15 protein-coding genes are annotated in these 18,540 nt (G+C 68.3%); 6 read left to right on the forward strand and 9 right to left on the reverse strand.

Translation table 11 applies throughout. The features are described from left to right. Nucleotides 1-54: 54 nt before the first annotated feature. From JIM95_RS02310 to JIM95_RS02325, 4 genes are all read left to right on the forward strand, one after another. Nucleotides 55-1,290 (forward strand): hypothetical protein, encoded by a 1,236-nt coding sequence (locus JIM95_RS02310; RefSeq protein WP_200256930.1) that lies wholly within the window; start codon nucleotides 55-57, stop codon nucleotides 1,288-1,290. Between the two features lie 42 nt (nucleotides 1,291-1,332). Beyond that, on the forward strand, nucleotides 1,333-1,935 hold the full coding sequence (locus JIM95_RS02315) for a hypothetical protein (protein WP_200256928.1): 603 nt from the start codon (nucleotides 1,333-1,335) through the stop codon (nucleotides 1,933-1,935). Nucleotides 1,936-2,063: 128 nt separating this feature from the next. Beyond that, on the forward strand, nucleotides 2,064-4,592 hold the full coding sequence (gene treY / locus JIM95_RS02320; protein ID WP_200256926.1) for a malto-oligosyltrehalose synthase: 2,529 nt from the start codon (nucleotides 2,064-2,066) through the stop codon (nucleotides 4,590-4,592). Continuing rightward, nucleotides 4,592-5,605, forward strand: a complete 1,014-nt coding sequence (locus JIM95_RS02325) for a GTP pyrophosphokinase (protein WP_200256923.1) — start codon at nucleotides 4,592-4,594, stop codon at nucleotides 5,603-5,605. The genes treY and JIM95_RS02325 overlap by 1 nt, the downstream gene beginning before the upstream one ends. A 208-nt stretch (nucleotides 5,606-5,813) precedes the next feature. Here JIM95_RS02325 and JIM95_RS02330 read toward each other — a convergent pair whose 3' ends face one another. The 3 genes from JIM95_RS02330 to JIM95_RS02340 are packed head-to-tail and all read right to left on the reverse strand — an operon-like array spanning nucleotide 5,814 to nucleotide 7,109. Further along, nucleotides 5,814-6,212: an RNA-binding S4 domain-containing protein gene (locus tag JIM95_RS02330; protein WP_248112698.1), complete on the reverse strand. Its 399-nt coding sequence runs from the start codon at nucleotides 6,210-6,212 to the stop codon at nucleotides 5,814-5,816. 5 nt (nucleotides 6,213-6,217) lie between these two features. Beyond that, on the reverse strand, nucleotides 6,218-6,448 hold the full coding sequence (locus JIM95_RS02335; RefSeq protein WP_200256919.1) for a hypothetical protein: 231 nt from the start codon (nucleotides 6,446-6,448) through the stop codon (nucleotides 6,218-6,220). A gap of 28 nt (nucleotides 6,449-6,476) precedes the next feature. Then, entirely contained in the window at nucleotides 6,477-7,109 is a 633-nt protein-coding gene (locus JIM95_RS02340; protein ID WP_200256917.1) for an IMPACT family protein, read from the reverse strand. A 46-nt stretch (nucleotides 7,110-7,155) separates the two neighbouring features. On the opposite strand from JIM95_RS02340, the gene treZ reads away from it, so the two are divergent. Then, nucleotides 7,156-8,874: a malto-oligosyltrehalose trehalohydrolase gene (gene treZ, locus JIM95_RS02345; protein ID WP_234034453.1), complete on the forward strand. Its 1,719-nt coding sequence runs from the start codon at nucleotides 7,156-7,158 to the stop codon at nucleotides 8,872-8,874. A gap of 39 nt (nucleotides 8,875-8,913) precedes the next feature. Here treZ and JIM95_RS02350 read toward each other — a convergent pair whose 3' ends face one another. Together JIM95_RS02350 and ilvA are read right to left on the reverse strand one after the other, a co-directional pair. Continuing rightward, nucleotides 8,914-10,404, reverse strand: a complete 1,491-nt coding sequence (locus JIM95_RS02350) for an MFS transporter (protein WP_200256906.1) — start codon at nucleotides 10,402-10,404, stop codon at nucleotides 8,914-8,916. 81 nt (nucleotides 10,405-10,485) lie between these two features. Beyond that, nucleotides 10,486-11,796 carry a threonine ammonia-lyase IlvA gene (ilvA, locus tag JIM95_RS02355; protein WP_200256905.1) on the reverse strand — a complete coding sequence of 437 codons (1,311 nt, stop codon included), beginning with the start codon at nucleotides 11,794-11,796 and terminating at the stop codon, nucleotides 10,486-10,488. A 198-nt stretch (nucleotides 11,797-11,994) separates the two neighbouring features. On the opposite strand from ilvA, the gene JIM95_RS02360 reads away from it, so the two are divergent. Next, nucleotides 11,995-12,288 (forward strand): hypothetical protein, encoded by a 294-nt coding sequence (locus JIM95_RS02360; RefSeq protein WP_200256898.1) that lies wholly within the window; start codon nucleotides 11,995-11,997, stop codon nucleotides 12,286-12,288. A gap of 848 nt (nucleotides 12,289-13,136) precedes the next feature. On the opposite strand, the gene JIM95_RS11320 is transcribed toward JIM95_RS02360, so the two are convergent. The 4 genes from JIM95_RS11320 to JIM95_RS02375 all read right to left on the reverse strand — a co-directional run bounded on the left by JIM95_RS11320 (nucleotide 13,137) and on the right by JIM95_RS02375 (nucleotide 18,315). Next, the gene (locus JIM95_RS11320) at nucleotides 13,137-13,259 is read right to left on the reverse strand and encodes a hypothetical protein (protein ID WP_267164612.1); all 123 of its coding nucleotides are present in this window, start codon (nucleotides 13,257-13,259) and stop codon (nucleotides 13,137-13,139) included. A gap of 791 nt (nucleotides 13,260-14,050) precedes the next feature. Continuing rightward, a complete protein-coding gene (locus JIM95_RS02365) occupies nucleotides 14,051-14,503 on the reverse strand; it encodes a hypothetical protein (RefSeq protein WP_200256896.1) in 453 nt (150 codons plus the stop codon). 153 nt (nucleotides 14,504-14,656) lie between these two features. Further along, nucleotides 14,657-16,447, reverse strand: coding sequence for an ABC transporter ATP-binding protein (locus JIM95_RS02370; RefSeq protein WP_200256894.1), 1,791 nt, complete (start codon nucleotides 16,445-16,447; stop codon nucleotides 14,657-14,659). After that, nucleotides 16,444-18,315: an ABC transporter ATP-binding protein gene (locus JIM95_RS02375; protein ID WP_200256892.1), complete on the reverse strand. Its 1,872-nt coding sequence runs from the start codon at nucleotides 18,313-18,315 to the stop codon at nucleotides 16,444-16,446. Before JIM95_RS02375 ends, JIM95_RS02370 begins: the two co-directional genes overlap by 4 nt. Between the last annotated feature and the right edge of the window lie 225 nt (nucleotides 18,316-18,540).

The following is an 18,540-nucleotide window of genomic DNA, read 5'->3' on the forward strand; positions in this document are numbered from 1 at the left end:
GGTGTGAGCCCGACCTGAACCGGCACGACGCCAGCATCGAGAGGTGAACCCGACGTGATCGCAGCCCACGGCAGCACGGTCACCGTCACTCCCCGCAAGGTGACGGTGCACAACGATCCACTGTTGACGGCGCTCCGGGGCCCCGGCCCCGAGATCCCGTTGGACTCGATCACGGGGGTCACGCCCGTGCCCGGTGATCCCGTCACCTGCGGCCGGGTGATCCTGGAGGGGCCGGGCACGGAGATCGTGTTCAGCCCGAACCAGACGGCTGAACTGCAGCAGCTCGTCGATGCGCTGGCGGCGGCCCGTGATGGTGGTGCATCGGACGTCGAGATCCCCGGTCTCGATTTCACCGCCCTCCACGTCGACCACGACACCGGCTGGGACACGGTCTCCGCCATCGGTGTCGCACGGGTCCGGGACGGAGTCGTCGTCGACGGCGCCTCCCGGGAGTTCCCCGGTGACGACGGAACCGGGCAGACCGCGGTCGGCGCACTCCTCGACCATCTCGGTGATGACGGCGAGATCCTGGTCGCGCACAACGTCTACCGCCAGGTCACCGTCCTCTCCCGGGTCCTGCGTGCCTCGGGATCCGCCGCTCTGCCGCCCCATTCCCTCGCCTGCACACTCGCACTGGCCCGCCGGGAGCGGCCCGACGACACCGACCACTCGCTGACCGGACTGTGCCGGAGCCTGGGCCTTCCCGTACCCGACTCACCGGCGGCCGCGGCGGAGGCCACGGCCAGGATGTTCGTCCTCCTCAACGGGGACGCCACCAACCGGCACACCGTCGATGAGGTGCTCGCCGGGGCGGGCCTCGATCTCGGTCGGATCGACGGTGAACGGGTGTGGCCGGTACTGGACACGGTCCCCGAGGCCCCGCCCCGCACCGCCCCGCCCGGCGCCGGTGGCGGGAGGAGGAAGTCCCCCCGAACCGTCCCCTGGGCCAAGGTCGCCGTACCCGACACCGTCCCGGATCCGAACCCCGACGCCGATCCCGATGGTCTGCTCTTCGGGCAGAACGTGACCCTGTCGGGCGATTTCGAGCCCTTCGACAAGGGACGGCTCTGGCACGAGCTCGCCGACGCGGGGGCTACCATCGGCAAGAACGTGACGAAGAAGACGACCATCCTCGTCTGCGGCGAGTGGGGTAAACCGACCTCCAAGCAGAAGCGCGCGGAGGAACTCATCGCCAGGGGCCAGGACATCTCGCTCTGGTCCGCCGGGCAGCTCTTCACCACCCTGGGGCTCGACCCTGACGCGGAAGAAGATCTCCAGCCGCCGTTCTGAGGCTCACGGAACCGGATCGACGGGCGGCCGGGTCGGAGAGACATGAGTGCCACCACCGGTTCGCACCGCGCGAGCTGCCGCGTTTCACCGCGGCTGCCCTGGTGCCTGCGGCTGCTGCCCGTCCCGGTCTCCCGGTTCCACCCCACCGGTCCCGTGGGAATCGCCCTGTCGACGGGGTTCGCGGCCGGGCTCTGTTCCGGGGACCGCTTTCTCACGGAGGAGGATCTGCGGCGCTCCGGGGTCCCCGCCGCGACCGCCTGGGACGCGGCGGCGGCCGGGGCCCTGGACTCCGCGCGTACGGGTGACGGCTTCCGGGTGTACATCCGCAACCGTACGGTGCCCCGGTACCCGGACGATGTGCTCCAGGTCGCGGTCCCCGGGTCGGCCGCGACCGACTGGCTGGCCCACCCGGACACCTTCACCACGATCGACGCCCACCTCTCCACGATTCTCGGTCGCCGGCCCGTGTGGTTCGCACCGCGTGTGGGCGAGTTGTACGCGGGAACCCGTGCCGACGACGGCCTGCTGGCCTGGGTAGAAAACCGGTTCCGGGGAGCCGGACTCGACGCGATCTGCCCCGATCCCGTCCGCTGGGTGGGAGGTTTCCCCGTCGCGGACACCGCACCGGGTCCGGTTGACCGCTGACCTCCGCACTGTCCCCCGCCCCCTGCCCGACCGCGACACTCCCGCCGCACGTGTTCCGCCCGCCGCGCGGGCTACAGTGGTGGACGCACGGGCCCGCCGCCCACCCCGATGACCAACCCAGGAGAATCATGACCCGCCGTCCCATCACCGCCACCTACCGTCTGCAGCTGCGTGGACCCGAGGCCGATCCCTCAGGCAGGGCGTTCGGCTTCGCCGAGGCCGAGGCGGTCGTCCCCTACCTGGCGGAACTGGGCGTCAGCCACCTCTACCTCTCCCCCATCCTCACCGCACCGGCGGACTCGGCCCACTCCTATGACGTGATCGACCCCACCGAGGTAAATCCGGCCTTCGGGGGCATCGCCGGGCTGCGGAGTCTCGCGGAGACCGCCCGCGGACACGGCCTCGGCATCATCATCGACATCGTCCCGAATCACCTCGGTGTCGACGACCCGCGTCAGAACCCGTGGTGGTGGGATGTGCTGAAACTCGGCCGGGACAGTGAGTACGAGAGCTACTTCGACATCGACTGGCACGACGACAACGGCGCGGGCGGCAAACTCGGTCTCCCGGTCCTCGGCGCGGAGGGCGACGAGGACAAGCTCACCCTCGACGAGATCGACGGTGAACCCGTACTCCGCTACTACGACAACGTCTTCCCCGTCCGCCCCGGAACCCAGGACGCCGGCGACCCGGTGGCCGTCCACGACGCCCAGAGCTACCGGCTGATGTACTGGAAGTCCGGCATCATCGGCTACCGGCGTTTCTTCTCCGTCAACGGGCTGGCCGGTATCAGGCAGGAGGACCCGGTGGTGTTCGAGCACACCCACCGGGTGCTGTCGCGGCTGATCGCCGAGGACCTCATCGACGGGGTCCGGGTCGATCATCCGGACGGACTGTCGGACCCCTTCTCCTATCTCGGTCGGCTCCGTGCCCTCATCGGAGACGACCGGTGGCTCGTCGTCGAGAAGATCCTCGGTGTGGACGAGCCCCTCGATCCGCGCCTCGCGGTCGACGGCACGACCGGATACGACGCGCTCCGCGAACTGGACGGCGTGTTCATCTCCCGCGATGCGGAGGACACCCTGTCCATGCTCGCGATGCAGCAGTCGGGCTCCGCCTGGGACGATGCCGCCGTCACCGCCACCGAGCAGGCGCTGAAGCGGTCCGTCGCGGCCGACGAGCTCGCCGCCGAGGTACGCCGACTTGCACGGGCAGTGCGCCGGGACAACTTCTCCACCGCCGGTGACGGGGTCAGTGAGCGGATGTTGACGGACACGATCGTCGAACTCGTCGCCGCGATGCCCGTCTACCGGGCCGACTACATCTCACTGTCCCGCGTCACCGCCACGGTCGTCGCGGAGATGACGCGCCGCTTCCCGTCGAGGCGGGACGCACTCGACCTCATCACGGCGGGGCTGCTCGCCGACGGTGAGGCGGCCGTCCGTTTCGCCCAGGTCTGTGGTGCCGTGATGGCCAAGGGCGTCGAGGACACGACGTTCTACCGGGCTTGCCGCCTGGTCGCCCTCCAGGAGGTGGGTGGAGCGCCGGGCCGGTTCGGCGTCGGCCCCGCCGAGTTCCACCTGCTCCAGCAGGAACGCAGCGTGCTGTGGCCCCGGACGATGACGACCCTGTCCACCCACGACACCAAGCGCAGCGAGGACGTCCGGGCCCGGATCATCGAGGTCACCGACATCCCGGGTGACTTCGCCGAGATGGTCCGCGAGGTCACGGCCATCACACCTCCCCCGGACGGCGCCACCGGGCACTTCCTGCTGCAGAACCTCATCGGTGTGTGGCCCGCCGACGGTCAGATGACCGATTCCGTCCGGGACCGCTTCCACGCCTACGCCACCAAAGCGGTCCGTGAGGCCGGTGTGCACACGACCTGGACCGACGTCGACGAGGGCTTCGAGAAGTCCGTCTCCGACTGGATCGACGCGCTCTGCTCCGGCCCCGCGACCGACCGGATCGCTGCGTACGTCGGCCCCGTCGCCGCAGCCGCCGTGCAGATCACGCTCGGACGGAAGCTCCTGCACCTGATCGGCCCGGGTGTCCCGGACGTCTACCAGGGCACCGAGTTCGTCGACGATTCCCTGGTCGACCCGGACAACCGGCGTTTCGTCGACTACACGGCCCGCAACCAGACCCTCGAGCTGTTGTCGGCGGCCCCGAGCCCGGTCGCCGCGGTCTGCGAGTCGGCGATCGCCGCCGGCGTGGCGGTCCCCGCCCACGCGGGCGGCGCCGATCTCGAGCTCACCCCGGAGGAGGCCGAGGACACGTACCCGCACCTGCGGGTGCGTGCGGACATGGCGAAGCAGGCAGTCGTCCACGCGGCGCTCGGTGTCCGGCGGGACGAGCCGGCCTCCTTCGTCGGCGGCGACTACCAGGCCGTCTTCGCGGTGGGCCCCGCTGAATCACACGTCGTCGGTATCGCCCGCGGCCCGGAGGAGCGCGACGTCCACGTCATCGCCCTCGCGGTCCGCCGGCCCCTCCGTCTGGCCGCCGAGGGGGGCTGGCAGCACACGACGGTGACCCTGCCGGAGGGAACCTGGACGGAACGACTGACCGGAAGGACGTTCTCCGGGGTCCAGGAGGCCGCCGATCTGTTCGCCCTCCTCCCCGCGGCGCTGCTCGTCAGGGTCGACGAGGAGCGCTGATGGCCGAGAAGAACAGACGGATCTCCGTACTGGGCCAGCGGTACGCCGAATGGGTGCGTGCCCACCCACGGGTCGCGAACGAGTTCCGCGACGTCATCGAGGAACTGCTCGCGGAAGCCGGCGTCACCTACGACCGGGTGTCCGTGCGGGTCAAGGAGTGGCGTTCACTGAAGGCGAAGGCCTACAAGACCGACGGGTCCGGTAACCCCGTCTACCCCGACCCGTGGGAGGACATCCACGACATCCTCGGCGTCCGGGTCACCGTCTACCACTCCATGGAGATCCCTCAGGTGATCAGCGTGCTCCGGGAGGCGTTCACCGTCCACCGTTCGGTGGACAAGACCGCGGAGACCCGGGTGTCCGGATCCTTCGGGTACGGCTCCCATCACCTGGTCGTCGGGGTCGAGGGAACCAGCGACGCGGCGGCCGAGCTCGCCGCCTATTCGGGGCTGCGCTTCGAGGTGCAGGTCCGGACCGTGCTGCAGCACGCCTGGGCGGAGTTCGAGCACGACATCCGGTACAAGGGCGGCGGCGTCCCCCTCGACCCCAGGGTCGACCGGGCGTTCACACTGACCGCGGGGCTGATCGAGCTCGCCGACCAGCAGTTCGACCTGATCGCCTCGATACAGGGGGACGCCCCGGCGGAGACCGGCGACGTCGAGTTGTCCGCCGAGACGCTCCCCGGCGTCCTCGCGGTCCTCGTCGGAAACCGGTTCCCCCGCTCCAAGTCCGAGTACTACGTATGGTTGGAGGAGATCCTCGCGGCCAACGGCATCACCACCGTCGGGGAGCTCAAACGCCTGCTCGATGACGCCGACATCGACGCGGTCCAGCGGTCCATGCGGTACCGGTTCACCCCCGGCCAGGTCCGGATCATCGACGACCTGCTCCTGCGCCGTTTCGGCGGGGAGCACATCGAGAGGACGAAAAAGACGGGTACCCGCGCGGCGAGCCGGGCCGCTCGACTCAGACAACGGCTTAAGGTTATGGAAGCCGACCACATCGTCGGCTGACACCGGCACCCGCTGCCACGACGACACCGCAGGCCCCCTGCGGCATCGGATACCAGGAGTTGATGAATACCATGAGTTCCATCCAGATCTTCCCCGACCTCGCCGACGCCGTCCACGTCTGGGCGCTCTCCGTCGCGGACTTCTTCCGCGGATTCGGGGTCAACTTCCCGCCCGCGGGCTCCAGCATGTGAGCTGCGACGTGAGGCGGTCAGGGAGCCCGACCGAGTAACCGGTCCGTCTCCCGCCGTTCGCGTTTGGTGGGACGCCCCGCCCCGCGATCCCGCCGCGGCACCGACGCGAGCACCTCCTTCGGTGGCGGCGGCGGGGAATGGTCGATGTAGCAGGTGCGGGCGACGGCGGCACCGACCCGTTTCCGGATCGTCCGCGTCACCTCCACCTCGTGCAGCCGGTGGTTCACCCACACCCGGACACGGTCTCCGGGCACGATCTGCTGGGCGGGCTTGACCGCCCCACCGTTGACCTTCACATGGCCCGCCTTGCACGCCTGACCGGCGGCCTGGCGGGTCTTCAGCAGTCGGACGGCCCAGACCCACGCATCGACGCGGACCGGACCGGTCTCCTCAACGGAGCGTGCGTCGCCGGTCACCGTCATCAGTCGTCCCGGTGGCCCGTGATGGCCTGGATACGCCGCCAGTTGTAGAAGCCACCGGCGACCGCGACGACGAGCCCCAGGATCAACCAGAACCAGCTCCATGCGACGAGCGCCAGCACGGCACCACCGACGACACCACCGCCGACGCAGATCACACCCGCCCGGGCGTGCCTGCGGACCGCGTGCTTCCGCTGCTCAATCGGATTCCTGGGGAATTTTTCGATGCTCATGGGGAACAAGTCTATCGGGACGGGCCGATCAGGGGAGTTCGATCCACTCCGTGCCCAGCCGCTCCGGCTCCACGGTCCCCTGCGTCACGGACGCCAGGGTCCCGGTCAGACCGGCACCGCCGCCGGGCTCCACCGCGACGTGGATCGTGGCCCTGGCCCCGTAGTCGGTGCCCGTCACATCGACCCCCCGGTTGCGCAGCTCCGACTCCAGTCGGCCCGCGTCGGCGTGCCCGACGGTGACCGCGTACAACTCGCGTCGCGCCCGGGTCACCACCGGGACCCGGCTCAGCGCCCCGGAGACGGCGTCCGAGTACGCGCGCACCAGACCGCCGGTGCCCAGCTTCACACCGCCGAAATAGCGGACGACGACCACCGCGACATCGAGCAGCCCCGAGCCCCGCAGCACCTCCAGCATCGGGGCGCCGGCGGTGCCCGACGGTTCCCCGTCGTCACTGGACCGTTCGACCGGGTTCGCGCCGTCGACGTGGTGGATGTAGGCGCTGCAGTGGTGGCGGGCGTCGGGGTATCTGCCCCGGACCTCGGCGATGAAGCTGCGGGCCTGCTCCTCGTCCGCCGCCCTGGTGACCAGGGTGATGAACCTGGAGCGCTTGATCTCCAGTTCTGTCGTGGTGACCACGTCGGGCGCGGGAAGGCGGTACATGCACACCATTGTGCCGGAAGCCGCGTCCTCGCCTAGCCTTGGGTGCATGCGAAATTTCTCAGTCTGGGCACCCCACGCCGACGACCTCCAGCTCATCGTCGATGACACCACACACACCATGCGGCACACCGACGACGGTTGGTGGGCAACGGACGAGCCCCTGACCCCGGAGCCCGGTATGCGCTACGGGTACCGGGTGCTGAAGGAGGGGCAGTGGGTGGGTCCGTGGCCGGATCCGCGTTCCGTGGAGCAGCCGGACGGAATCCACGGACTGTCCCGGGTCCCGGACGACGGGTACCACTGGTCCGATGACGCCTGGACCGGCCGCGACCTCCCCGGGCAGGTCATCTACGAACTCCACGTGGGCACCTTCTCCCCCTCCGGCGACTTCGCCGGTGTCGTCGACCGGCTCGACCACCTCGTCGGCCTGGGTGTGACCACCATCGAGCTCATGCCGGTGCAGCCCTTCGGCGGGAACCGCAACTGGGGCTACGACGGGGTGCTCTGGCACGCGGTGCACGCCGGATACGGAGGCCCCGAGGGACTGCGGAAACTCGTCGACGCCGCCCACGCCCGCGGTGTCGCCGTCATCCTCGACGTCGTCTACAACCACTTCGGACCCGACGGGAACTACAACGGTTTCTTCGGCCCCTACACCGCCGGTGGCTCCACCGGCTGGGGGGATGTGGTCAACCTCAACGGCCCCGACAGCAACGAGGTGCGCCGGTACATCATCGATGCCGCGCGCGCCTGGTTCGAGGACTTCCACGTCGACGGGCTGCGCCTCGACGCGGTGCAGGCCTACCACGATCCCGGTGCGCTGCACCTGCTGGAGGAGCTGCAGATCATGGCCACCGAGGTCTCCGCCGCGACGGGGATCCCGCGCAGCCTCATCGCGGAGTCGGACCAGAACGACCCCCGTCTGGTCGCCGCCCGCCGGGCCGGCGGCTACGGTATCGCCGGCCAGTGGGACGATGACATCCACCACGCGCTGCACACCCTCGTCTCCGGGGAACGGCACGCCTACTACGCGGACTTCGGCACCACGGAGGTCCTTGCGAAGACACTGCGGGAGGTGTTCCTCCACGACGGGACGATGTCGACGTTCCGCGGCAAGCGGCACGGTCGCCCCGTGAACCGGGAATTCACGCCGGCCAGCAGCTTCGTCACCTACACCACCACGCACGACCAGGTGGGCAACCGGGCGACCGGCGACCGCCCGAGCATGCACCTCTCCCCCGCCCAGCAGGTGCTCAAGGCGGCGACGATCCTCACCTCGCCGTACACCCCGATGCTGTTCATGGGTGAGGAGTTCGGTGCGACGACCCCGTTCGCGTTCTTCTGCTCCCACACCGACGAGGAGCTGAACCGGCTCACCGGTGAGGGCCGGAAGCGGGAGTTCACCCGCTGGGGCTGGGACGAGCAGGAGATCCCGGAGCCCTCCGATCCCGCCACGTTCGAGGCCTCGAAGCTGGACTGGGACTTCACAGACGGGCAGCGGGACATCCTCGACGCCTACCGCACACTGCTCCGGTTGCGCCGGGAGCAGCGTCTCGCGCGCCCGTGGCTGTACGACATCGACGTCACCCACGGTGAGCGGTGGGTGGCGGTGGACCGGGGAGACGTCGTGTTCGTCGGCAACTACTCCGACCGACCGGTCGAGGTCGGTTTCGGCGGCGAGCTGATCTACTCGTTCACGGACCCTGAGGTCGGTGCGGACAGCACGACACTGGATCCCTGGGGCTTCGCGCTGATCCGACGGTGACCGCACCACCCCGGGACTGAGCCGTGCCCCGTGCGCGGCTCAGTCCCGGGTACGCAGGGTCCGGTTCGCCACGAGAACGGTCAGGAGCGCCACGAGCGCAGCCACGACGCTGGCGGCGACGACCCCGTGCCGGAACGCCAGGTCCGCCGCGGCGACGAGGTCGGCGTCCCCGCCGGCCAGCTGATGGGCGCGCACGAGGGAATCTCCGGCTCCCTCGGGGAGATCGGTCGTCGCGGCCAGCCGGTGGCCGAACACACCCATCACCGTCGCGCCGAGCACCGCGGTACCGAACGCCCCGCCGAGCTCGTAACCGGTCTCGGACAGTGAGGCCGCGGCACCGGTGCGCCTCGGGGGCGCGGCGGTGAGGATGTAGTCGTTGCTGACGGGGTCGATCATGCCGCAGCCGACGCCGAGGACCGTGAATCCGATGGCGAGCCACGGGCCCGACCCACCGAGGTGCTCCCCCATGCCCAGGGCGTCGGCGGCGAAGATGACGCTCGCCACGGCGGCGAGGATCAGCGCGGCGACGAGCAGCGGGCGGGGCGGGATCCGTACCATGAGCCGGCCGGTGATCAGCGTCGCGACGACCGAGGCGATGAGCCCCGGGAACATGAGCAGGCCTGCGGCGAGCGGGGTGTATCCGAGCACGGTCTGCAGGTACTGGGAGAGGTAGAACAGCACACCGATGTAGAGGAACATCGACACCCCGTTGATGACGACGACCGTCGCGTAGACGCGGTTGCGCAGGAGTTCGACGTCGATCAGCGGTGTCCCCGTGGTCCGGAGGTGCCGGACGAGCAGGCGGGCGGAGACGACGCACACCACCGCGCACGCGATGACCCAGACGTCGATCCCTTCGACGGGCACGACCTTCACCACGTAGACGAGGGTGAACAGCGCGAGGATGCTCAGCACGGCACCGGGACCGTCGAATGCCGCTCCGCTCTTGCCCGCGGACGCCGGGAGTGTCACCAGTCCCCCGATGATGATCACCGCGACGAGCGGCACGTTGATGAGGAACACGGAACCCCAGTGGAAGTGCCCGAGCAGATAGCCGCCCAGAACCGGGCCGACGGCGGCACCCACGGCGTACACCGACACCCACACCGACACGGCCCGCGCCCGTTCCCGGGCGTCGGTGAACATCGCCCGGATGAGCGACAGCGTCGACGGCATGAGCGTCGCCCCGGCAGCTCCCTGCAGCGCCCTCCCGACGATCAACCATTCGGGTGTCTGAGCGGTGGCGGCGAGCACCGAGGCCGCACCGAACAGTCCCGCCCCGATGAGCAGCACCTTCCGGCGCCCGACGCGGTCCCCGAGCGTCCCCATCGTGATGAGGAGCGCGGCGAGCACGAAGGCGTAGACGTCGATGATCCACAGCAGCTGCGTCGCGGACGGATCGAGGTCCGCGGAGATCGCCGGCACGGCGAAGTTGAGCACGGTGGTGTCGATGGCCAGGATCGCGATGGCGAAGCAGAGGACGGTGAGCCCCCACCAGCGGCGCGGGTGGGCCTGAACGGTATCTGTCACGGGGTCTTCCGGGATCGGTACGGGTGTGTCACGTCCATCAGATAACACGATCGTTTCCGGCCCCGACAAGCCGTGGAACTGCTACGTCAGGAAGTGGTACTCGGGGGTCCCGGGCTGCAGTTGACGGCACCCGATCCGGGACTGCGCCATGCGCTCGAGCAGCGGGTCGAGATCCGTGGCGGAACCGAGCTGGAGACCGACCAGCGCGGTACCGGTCTCCCGGTTGTTGCGCTTCAGGTACTCGAACAGAGTGATGTCGTCGTCGGGCCCGAGGATCTCCTCGAGGAACATGCGCAGCTGGCCGGGTTCCTGCGGGAAGTCGACCAGGAAGTAGTGCTTGAGTCCGCGATGGACGAGGGAGCGCTCCACGATCTCGTTGTAGCGCAGCACATCGTTGTTACCGCCCGAGATGATGCAGACGACGGCGTCGCCCGGGCGGCTCCGGAACTCCTTGAGTCCCGCGACGGAGAGCGCCCCGGCGGGTTCCGCGACGATGCCCTCGTTCTGGTAGAGACCGAGCATCTCTGTGCACACGGCACCTTCACTGACACTCATCATGTGCACCCGGGACCGGTTCCGGTCGATCACCCGGTAGTTCAGATCGCCGACCCGCTTGACCGCCGCACCATCGACGAAGGGATCGATCGACTCGAGTGCAACGGGGGCGTCTGCGGCGAGCGCGGCCTGCATGGAGGCCGCACCGGCTGGTTCCACGCCGACGACAGCTGTCCGGGGGGCCATGTCCGCGAGGTAGCTCGTGACACCGGCGATGAGACCACCACCCCCGACGGGTATGAAGATGGTGTCGGCCGTCTTACCCAGTGACGTCAGCTGGGCGAGGATCTCAGCGGCCACGGTTCCCTGACCGATGATTGTGTCCCTCGCGTCGAAGGGTTCCACGACGGTCGCCCCGGTCTCCGCTGCGGCGGCACGCGCGGCCGCGGATGCCTCATCGAAGTTGCGGCCGGTCACGACGACCTCGATGCGGTCGCCGCCGTGGACGCGGATCCGGTCGAGTTTCTGTTTCGGGGTCTGGTCGGGGACGAAGATCCGGCCGTCGATCCCGAGGGTCCGGCAGACGTACGCCACCCCCTGTGCGTGGTTTCCGGCGGATGCGGCGACGATCCCGGCGGCACGCTGCTCGGGGGTGAGTTGCGCCACATTATTGTAGGCACCCCGGATCTTGTACGAACGGACGTCCTGCAGATCCTCCCGCTTGAGATAAACCTCTGCACCGGATTCCTCACTCAACCTGGGGCAGTACTGGAGCGGGGTCGGGGCGATCACCGTGGAAATCCGCGCCTGCGCCATCTGGATGTCCGCCGCGTGGATCGGCAGTGGGGCCATTGCTGCGGAGTCGGATGAGACGGTGTCTGTGCGGTGATCGGTCATAGGCGTTGATTGTAGTGCGCCCTGCACCATCTCCGTATCTCCGGGTCCCGGGCACCGGAACACGTGACGCCGTTTTCGGCGCCTCCAGTTTCCGTGCAACACGATCCCGTAGAAGTGGTGGCGATCCGTCCCGGGCACAGGAGATTCACCGTGTTCCGCCGCCCACCGCACCACGGCAGCGCTGACCGCCGACTTCCTGTGGCCCAACATCGGGGGGCGTCGATCGTCGGGGAGCAGATCAGCGCGCAGGCGCCCGACGCAGCACTGTCCCCGGCACCCCTCGGAACCTATGAGAGCGGTCCGATCGGCGAATCAGCCGCCGAGGAATCCTCCTACCACACGGTGAGCAAACGCCTGCTCACGGTCAACGCCCACGCCGGAGCCATCGACGTCATCGATGCCGCGGATCCGTCGAATCCCGTCATCCTGTTCTCCGTCAGCCCGGAGCGGACACCACAATCAACTCCGTCGTCGTCCGCGCGGACAGGCTGACCGTCACCACGGTCGAGCCCTCGACCGTCACGGATCCGGGAGCCGCGGTGTTCTTCGACGTCGCCGGCGACGGAACGATCCCCGGGTCCGTCGGTGTCGGTGCACGCCCGACATGGTGACCATCACCGACGACGGACACCACGCCCCCCGTCCGACAGCGAGGGCAGACCGAACGAGGACCATGTCGATGACCCCGAGGGCAGCATCAGCGTCACCGCACTGCCGGACGGACTCGCGGCGGCCACCGATGCCGATGTCCGGGCCGCGGATTCCACCGGATTCACCGCGGACAATCTCCTCGCGGGGCCGGGTGTTCAACCCGGAGGGCGTCACGGGCACCGTCGCGCAGAATCTCGAACCTGAGTACATCAATCACCACCCACGGGCACACCGCCTGGGTCAGCCTGCACGAGAACAACACGTTCGCGGTCATCGACATCCCCTCCGCGACCGTCACCGAGCTGCTTCCACCCGGAACCGTGGCCTTCCGGAATGCGCCCACCGACGTCTCCTACAGGAACGACGAACTGAAGCTCGGTAACTGGCCGGTGAAGGGATTCCTGCAGCCCACGCGATCGCCTCCCACGAGGTGGCCGGAGCACCGTACATCGTCACCGCGAACGAGGGGGACGTCCGCGATTTCGAGGAGGCCGGGATCGTGACCCCACTCTGTGCCCCGGATTCGAGGGTCTCGACGCTGACGCGACAGACAAGCTGCAGATGAATCGGTCGGCCATCTCACGGTGCCCCGGGGTACAACCCGGACGGATCCTGCCACGACGAGCTGTACACCTTCGGCGGACGTGGGTTCAGCATCTTCACCGACGACGGGGGCACGCGTCTACAACTCAGGTGATGACTTCCTCCGCACGGTCACGCGGTTCCCGGAGCTCGTCGCCGACATCGGCGGCCGCCCGGACAACAAGGGCGCGGAGTCCGAGGGCGTCACGCTCAGCGAGATCGACGGACACCTACGCCTTCATCGGGCTGGAGCGTGCCGGCGGGATCATGGTCCACGACATCACCGCCCCCCCCCCCGATCCCCCCGCATTCGTCACCCACGTGAACAACCGTGACCTCAACCAGCCGGCCGACGGCCCGGTCACGGGTGACACCGGACCCGAGGGGCTGACGTTCATGCCGGCCGCCGAATCACCCAACGGCCGGAGAATCTGCTGGCCGTGGCCGACGAGGTATCGGGCACCACGACGATCCGGAAGATCACAACCGGGACCGACGGGGAATCCGGCGAGACAACGGAGAACAGCTCCCCTTCCCCGGAGGATCCTCCCACGGTTCGTCCGGGGGCGGGATCATCTCGGCGCGATCCCCGGCCTGTTGTTCGGGGCCATCCCGGTCCTCGGCGGTCACCTGTACGCCGCACTGCGGCCCCTCCTACCGCACCAGCGCTGGAAGGCGGAGATGTACCGGACAACCGGCAGCCGACGGATGTACCGGACCGGTGGAAACCGGGGCCCGACACCGACCCGGCCACGGTCGATGTCACGCGGGGCATCCTGGGCGGCACGACGTACCCCGGGGTGGTGGTCGTCCATCTTCCCGTCCGGGGTCTGATCCGAACCAGCTGTACAGGTGTGACGACCACAGCGGCGGACACCAGCACGAGGAACCGGACCATGACGCCCCAGCCCCATCCGACGTGGTGTGCCCCACAACGCCCCGGCGCATGATCCCGCTGATGAACCGACCCGACAGCACCGGGGCGACGGGTGTTCCGCGTCCGTCGCGGGACAGCGGTGGTTCAGTTGTCGACGGTCCCGTGATCGACGGTCACGGAGTGTCCGCTTCCCGGGTCACCCGTGGACGGTGACGGATCCAGGGAACCGCCGACGGAAAGCAGAACCAGGGCCGCGATCCAGAACGGTCCCCACCGTCGGTGGACAAGTTCGGGTTCTCTCGGCCCCACCCGGCCGAGCAGGAGTCGGTCGGTTTCGGTCAGATACCGGTCGAGTTCCCGGTCCCTGCGGGCTCGCTCGCAGGCTTTCTTGTCCTGTTCTTCGTACCACAGCCACATGGCACCCGGCAGCGCGATACCTGCGGAGAAGATGATCGAGGACAGAACGTCCACTACACCGGAATCACCGAACGACGACAGCAGGCCGCACAATCCGAGGCCCACGGCGATCCAGGAGAAAACGGCTTTCCTGTTCGACCGGGGTGGTCGTCGGAACGCCAGTGTCTGATTGTCGGTCATGGTGAAACTCCATCTCCACCGTCTTGCGGATCACTCACCTCCGTTTAATCCCCGTCTCCCTCAATCCACAAATGAGGACGGTCGGGTGCGTCATTCTCCCGGAAAGGCACTTCTCCCGCCGTCACCGCGTCCGGTGCACCGGCGTCCAGGGTTTCAGTGCGCGACGGCGGCACCATCAGCCGGATCCGCGTCTCCACTCCCCCGGTTCAGTGCCCAGGTCTCGGATTCGCGGAGCGTCGCCCACAGTTGTGCGTATGTCCCACCTGCCGCCAACAGCTCCCGGTGGGTTCCCCGCTGGACACAACAACCGCCATCGAGGACGACGATGTCATCAGCCCTGACGATGGTGGACAGTCGGTGTGTGACGATGATCGCCGTCCGTTCCCGGCACAGCTCGTCGAGCGCACGCAGGACGGCAGCTTCACTCACCGGGTCGAGGGAGGCCGTCGCCTCATCGAGCAGGACGACGGGCGCGTCACTGACGACAGCTCGCGCGATGGACAGTCGTTGACGTTGCCCACCGGACAGTCCTGCACCGTCTTCCCCGAGGACGGTGTCGTACCCGTCATCGAGTGAGGTGATGAACCGGTGGGCCTGCGCGGTGCGGGCGGCGGCGATGATCTGGTCCCGCGAGGCCCCCGGGTTGCCGACCGCTATATTGTCCGCAACGGTGCCCGGGAACAGATGGATGTCCTGGAACACCTGGGTGATCGTCCTGCACCGGGTGGCTGTGTCCATGTCTCTGACATCGACTCCGCCGATCAGGATCACGCCTTCTCCTGGATCGTCCCCTCTGTCGATCAGGGACAGCAGGGTCGATTTGCCACTACCTGAGCGTCCGACGAGGGCGGTGGTCGATCCCGGGGCGGCACGGAAGCTCACCTCCCGGAGGGCCGGGACACCGTCTGCGTAGGTGTAGCTCACCCCGGAGAGTTCGACACCGTTGTCGGAGGGCTGTCGGGGGTGCCGGGGTGCGGGGAGCTGCGGGAGCCGCAGAACGTCCACCGCCCGCCTGATCGCAGCCTGGGTGAGTTGCCAGGACTCGCCGGCGGCCAGGACCCCGTGCACCGGCTGGTAGACGCCGACCGCGAGTGTCGCCACCACTGCGACGACGACACGGGTGTCGGTTACCTCCCCGTTGGCCAGCCGCCAACCTCCGACCGCGAGGATCAGGGGAAGCCCGGTCTGGACGACGAACCCGGCGGCACCGGAGGGCACGACCAATCGGTGCACCATTTTCACGGAAACCTCACGGAAGGCATTCACCGCACGGCTGTAGTAGGACAAGCTCCGCTGTTCACCCGAGTAGAGCCACAGCGCCGGTGCCGAGGCCACGAGATCGATCATCGCCGCAGCAGCATGAGCTTGTTTCCCCTGTCGCTCATCACCGAGCTCGGCGAGCCGCCTGCCACTCACTGCCATGACGGGCCAGACGGCGACGATCGGAGCGGCGAGCGCCAGTCCGAGAACCGGGTCGTGGAATGACACGACGACGATCACCGCCAGCGGAAAGCCGAGCACCTGCCCGGCACGGGGTAGCGCATCGGAGAGGAACTCCTCGACGGTCTGGGTGTCACTCGTCACCAGGGCGGAGATGTCCGCACGCGTACGACCGCCGAGTGAAGTCTGTGGGAGGGTCACGAGATGGTTGAGTACCGCGATCCGCAGTTCAGCGACCACCTCGTAGGCCGCGAGCCAGGACAATCGTGCGGCGAGCCACCCCATGACCAGTTGCCCGGACAATGAGAGGATCGACAGCACCGCGACCTGCGTCACGTGATCACGATGCACGGTCCCGCCCGTGGTGAGAACCATGATGACTGTGACCGCCGCATAGAACCCGAGGGTCAGGAACAGCGACTGCGCGATTCGGGCCGCAACTCCACCGAGAACCCGCCACCTCGCGCCGCCGGCGCACCTCCAGAGAATCGCCGCCCCGCTCACAGCTGATCCTCCCGGTGCATACCAGGGCCGTGGTCCGGGCGCGTCGTTCCGGCGCGCCCGGCGGCGGCATCGGCCGGAACGGTGTGTGCGCCCCACAGGACGGCGTATCTACCGCCACGCGCGATGAGTTCATCGTGGGTGCCCTGTTCCGCGACGGTGCCCCCGTCGAGGACGATGATGTTGTCCGCGTGGCGGATCGTGTGTAGCCGGTGTGCGACGACGATGACGGTGCGCCCACGGGTGAGCTCGTTCAGACCACGGTGCACGGCGGCCTCGTTGTCCGGGTCGGTGGCCGCCGTCGCCTCATCCAGAAGGAGTACGGGCCGGTCGGCGAGCAGTGCGCGGGCGATGGCGATGCGTTGGCGTTGTCCCCCGGACAGCCCGGCACCTGATTCACCGAGTACGGTCTCCAACCCTTCCGGTAGGCCTTCCACGAATCCGTCGACGGCGGCAGCGTGTGCCACCGCGGCGATGGTGGCGTCATCGGCATCGGGCCGGGCGAGGCAGATGTTGTCGCGGATGGAACCGGCGATGAGGTACGGCTTCTGGAACACCGCCGCGACATGGCGGGACAGTTCGCCGGGTTCCATCTCGTCGACTGCGCGGCCACCGAGTCGGATCTTTCCGGAATCCGGGGTGTGGAAGCCCGCCATCAGCTCGATGACCGTCGATTTTCCGGCTCCGGAGTCACCGACGATGGCGGTGACCGAACCTGCGGGAATGTGGAATGAGAGGTTGTGGAGCACCTCCGATCCGGGTTCGTGGGAGAAGGACACCGAATCGAAATCGACGGCGACCGGCCGGAGGTCTCCCGGTACCCGGGCTGGGGCCCCTGTGCCGCGGTGGCTGCCGGTGTCCGGGCCGGCGGCGAATTCGGTTTCTATGGCGGTCGCACCGGCGGCGAGCATCGGCAGCGCGACCATGCGATGGAAGACCGTGACGAGGGGGACCGGGTAGGCCGGTCCGATGACGACGAACAGCAGAAACCCGGAGACGGTGAGGTCGCCGGTGTACAACAGCCACGTGCCCACCGGGGTGATGACCAGGACGGTGGATGCCACGAGGCTCGAGAACGGGGAGCCCCACCTGACGAAGGCGGCACCCCACTCGGACTGCAGCCGGGCGTTTTCACGCACTGTGTCTGTGGTCCGGCGGTGTTCCGCCCCGGTCCTGTTGAATACCCTGATGACGGGCAGTGCGGTCAACAGGTCCAGCACCGCGGCCTCCATTGCGGTTCTCGCCTCGAGCCACCGACCCATGCGGTGTCCATTGCTGCGAATCGCCCGCAACATCGTCGCGAAAGCCACGGGTACGAGCGCCACCGCAGCCACGGTCATCCGCCAGTCGACGGTGAACAGCCACACGGTCACACTGATCCACACGGTCACGGCCGCAGCAGTCTCCGGAATGACGTGCGCGATGAACAACTCCATTTTCTCGCAGCTGTCCAACGCGAGGGTTTTGGCCGTCGAAGAGTGTCTCCGTCGGAGCTCACCGACCGGACGTCTCACCCACGCTCCGCCGAGGGCGTGCCTGATTTCGGCGATCGTGTGGAACGCCACCAGGTGCGCCAGAGCTGTCGCAGCGGAGTAGGCCACCGCCCGCCCCAGGACCCCGACCCCACACAGCACCACGTGGCGCCACACGGTCACCGGGTCCCCGTCACCGTCGACGATGACGACCACGACCCGCCAGATCGCCCACACCGACAGCAGTTCACCGAATCCCGCGGCGATCCCCAGCGCGACCGCGCCGAGAAGCTGAGCGGTCCGCCCGCCGAGGTACCGGGCGAGAAGCAGGGGCGCGGCCCAGTAGTCGAGTCCACCCTGTTGTCGCCGTCGGGGGGACCGATCTTTCTCGATACTCATGACGTCATGCTCTTTCCGTGTGTTCCATGTCGTTCTTCGTGTGTGTCCCCGTGGCGATGGCAACCGGCGGCGGGCACCCCGGCCGGACGCCGCCACTCCGGTTGCCCCGAACGCGACCACGGATCAACTGATGGATTTTGCGGGACCTAGTTGAAAATCCCTACCAGCAACTAATGGTAATGTATTCCATCAAAGCTCGGATTGAGATCAGCCCCGACCATGGCC

The sequence above is a fragment of the Corynebacterium antarcticum genome (assembly GCF_016595285.2).
GTDB classification, from domain to species: Bacteria; Actinomycetota; Actinomycetes; order Mycobacteriales; family Mycobacteriaceae; genus Corynebacterium; species Corynebacterium antarcticum.

Excerpts from the sequence above, each read along its gene's own strand:
- ilvA (WP_200256905.1), bottom strand. The coding sequence starts at position 11,796 with ATGACCGATCACCGCACAGACACCGTCTCATCCGACTCCGCAGCAATG.
- treY (WP_200256926.1), top strand. The coding sequence starts at position 2,064 with ATGACCCGCCGTCCCATCACCGCCACCTACCGTCTGCAGCTGCGTGGA.
- JIM95_RS02315 (WP_200256928.1), top strand. The coding sequence starts at position 1,333 with ATGAGTGCCACCACCGGTTCGCACCGCGCGAGCTGCCGCGTTTCACCG.
- JIM95_RS02375 (WP_200256892.1), bottom strand. The coding sequence starts at position 18,315 with ATGAGTATCGAGAAAGATCGGTCCCCCCGACGGCGACAACAGGGTGGA.
- JIM95_RS02335 (WP_200256919.1), bottom strand. The coding sequence starts at position 6,448 with ATGAGCATCGAAAAATTCCCCAGGAATCCGATTGAGCAGCGGAAGCAC.
- JIM95_RS02325 (WP_200256923.1), top strand. The coding sequence starts at position 4,592 with ATGGCCGAGAAGAACAGACGGATCTCCGTACTGGGCCAGCGGTACGCC.
- treZ (WP_234034453.1), top strand. The coding sequence starts at position 7,156 with ATGCGAAATTTCTCAGTCTGGGCACCCCACGCCGACGACCTCCAGCTC.
- JIM95_RS02365 (WP_200256896.1), bottom strand. The coding sequence starts at position 14,503 with ATGACCGACAATCAGACACTGGCGTTCCGACGACCACCCCGGTCGAAC.
- JIM95_RS02340 (WP_200256917.1), bottom strand. The coding sequence starts at position 7,109 with ATGTACCGCCTTCCCGCGCCCGACGTGGTCACCACGACAGAACTGGAG.